The organism is Collinsella tanakaei (assembly GCF_016902615.1).
Taxonomy (GTDB): Bacteria; Actinomycetota; Coriobacteriia; order Coriobacteriales; family Coriobacteriaceae; genus Collinsella; species Collinsella tanakaei_A.
Genome location: NZ_JACJMB010000060.1, coordinates 1 through 2,646, shown reverse-complemented (window position 1 = coordinate 2,646; position 2,646 = coordinate 1). Strand labels below are relative to the sequence as shown.

The window sequence follows — 2,646 nt, the reverse complement described above, 5'->3', positions numbered from 1 at the left end:
TGCCAGGCCTCCACGCGGGCGCCGAGCGCGCGCGGAGCCTCGTAGAGCGGCGCATAGGTCGGCCACTCGACGATCACATGGTCCTCCGGCTCCACCACAGCCATGAGCGCGTTGAGGTTCGCGCCCGTGCAACCGTTCGTATGCAGGATACATGCGGTGTCGATCTCGCGCCGATACAGGCTCGCCACCTGTTCCTTGAAGGCGGGCGACCCCTCGATCCAGCCGTAGCTCATCGTCTTGCGCCGAAGCCGATCGGCTAGCGTTGCGCCGTCTGCGCCGTCGAGACCACGCAGGTCGTCGACGGTCAGCGACGAGATGGTTGACCGCGCGATATCCCAGACGGCATCGCGCTCGTGGGCGTTCAGCCACTCCTCCACCCCGATCGTAGCGATACGCATGGGCTCAGCCCCCCGACGTGTCGCACAGAACGGCCCCGTGCCTGCGCCTAGGGCGCCATCGAACCGTGTAAAGAACTGCTGCGCCCCCTCCCGCGCACGGAACGGGAGGGGGCAGAAAGGTAGGAGTCTCACCGGCCTTGCGCAACCGGTCAGACGGCTATGAATGCGCCGGGCTCAGCGGCGCTACACGACCATGAGCGCAACCGTGCAGATGATCGCGGAGACGATCGAGAGCACGACGATGAGCTTCATGGCGAACTTCAGCCAGGTCGTCCACTCGATGCGGGCGAGCGCCAGACCGCCCATGATGGCGCCGGACGTCGGGGTGAACAGGTTCACGACGCCGATGGCGCTCGAGAAGATCATGACCATGACCTCAGGCGAGAAGCCGAGCTGGGCGGCCAGCGGGCCCATGATGGGCATGGACACGGTGGCCATGCCGGAGGTCGACGGGATGAGGAAGGACAGGCCGAAGTAGAGCAGCCAGGCGAGCGGCGCGAACAGGACGCCGGACACGCCGGCGAGCGCATCGGCCGCAGCGTTCAGCACGTACTGGTCGAGGCCGGTGGAGGCCATGAGGACCGAGATGCCGCGCGACAGCGCGATGATCAGCACGACGCTCATCATGTCGGCAGCGCCCGCGATGAACGTGTTGACGATCTGCTTCTCGGACAGGCCGCCCACGATGCCGATGATGATGGCCATCACGAAGAACCACGTGGAGGCCTCATCGAAGTACCACTGGCCGATCGGCAAGCCGGTCACGAACGCGGACCAACCCTGAGCGGTCTGGACGTCGCCGGTCGCGACGCCGACGGTCTCGTCGGCGAGCGCGCCGTCGAGCTCGGTGGCGGTGCCGTTGGCCTCGTCGTAGGTGGCGGCGAGATCGGCCCCGGTGAGCTCGGTCTCGACGGTCTCGTACTGGGCGCCCGCGTCGAAGAAGTTGGCGACGCCCTCGTTCAGGTCGGCGATGGGAATGAAGCCGGCGATCATGACGACGAACGTGAAGGCGAAGATACCCAGGCAGGCCTTCTGGCGGCCGGTGAGGTTGACCTTCTTGGCGGCCTCGGCGGCAGCGGCGCCGTGGGCCTCCTCGGCGTTCTTGAGCTCCTGCATCGACAGGAGGGTCGAACCCTTGTCAGCCTTGACCTTCTTGGCGTAGCTCATGACGAAGACGATGGACAGGGCGGTCGTGGCGATCCACAGGATGGCGCCGAGGCCGATGATGATGGTCTGGTTGACCTCGATGCCCACGCCGCGCAGGGAGTCGACGGCGGCACCGACGGCGAACGGGTTCACCGTGGAGCCCAGGCAGCCGCAGCCGGCGCCCAGAAGGACGGTGGCGGCGCCCACGAGCGGGTCGAAGCCGGCGGCCATCATCGTGGCGGCGAGCAGCGCGTAGAACGGTACGGTCTCCTCGCACATGCCGTAGGTGGTTCCGCCGAGCGAGAAGATGAACATCAGGACCGGGATGATCATGAGCTCGTTGCCCTTGAGCTTCTGGACGAGCGCCGCGATGCCGTTGTCGAGGGCGCCGGTCTCGGTCATCATACCGAGGAAGCCGCCCAAGATCATGACGAACAGGCAGACGGGAAGCGCGTCGGCGAAGCCCTTGACGGGGGCGGTGAAGAAGTCGCTCGCATGGGCGGGCGTCACCTGGTCGGGCGCGATGGTGCCGACGATGACGGTAATGATGGCGACGATAGCCAACAACAGCAGAAGAATGGTAAATGACGAGAGCATCCCACGCTTTTTCTTGGTGGTCTCAGCCATTATGCTCATCCCCCTTTCTTCAAACGTGTTTCAGTTCCGCACGGGTCCGCCCGCCGTGCCGTGCGATCTTTTCGGACGGACGGTGCGGATGGCAGCTGAACTGACCCGATGCGCCGGACCCCGGAAGGCGGGGTCCGGCCGTGCATCGGAGGCACATTGAGAGGGCTACTTCAGGGTCGCGTACATGACGGCCTTGATGGTGTGCATGCGGTTCTCGGCCTCGTCGAAGACCTTGGACTGCGGGCTCTCGAAGACCTCGTCCTCGACCTCCATCTCGGTGACGCCGAACTTCTCGGCGATCTCGGCACCAGTGGTGGTGTTGGTGTCGTGGAAGCTGGGCAGGCAGTGCAGGAAGATGGCCGACGGATCGGCAAGGGACATGAGCTCGGTGGTGACGCGGTAGGGCTCGAGCTGCTTGATGCGCTCGGTCCAGACCTCGTCGGGCTCGCCCATGGAGACCCACACGTCGGTGTAG

General features: G+C 65.6%; 2 protein-coding genes and 1 pseudogene. All 3 read right to left on the bottom strand.

Going from position 1 to position 2,646, the window contains the following annotated elements; genetic code table 11:
- Positions 1-398, bottom strand: a 398-nt coding sequence (locus H6A21_RS10670; RefSeq protein WP_204562764.1) for an aminotransferase class I/II-fold pyridoxal phosphate-dependent enzyme, incomplete at its 3' end; no start/stop codon positions are given.
- A gap of 183 nt (positions 399-581) precedes the next feature.
- Complete coding sequence (locus tag H6A21_RS10665; protein ID WP_204562763.1) at positions 582-2,171, bottom strand: YfcC family protein; 1,590 nt, start codon at positions 2,169-2,171, stop codon at positions 582-584.
- A gap of 165 nt (positions 2,172-2,336) precedes the next feature.
- Positions 2,337-2,646: pseudogene (locus H6A21_RS10660) on the bottom strand (ornithine carbamoyltransferase); the annotation flags it as partial.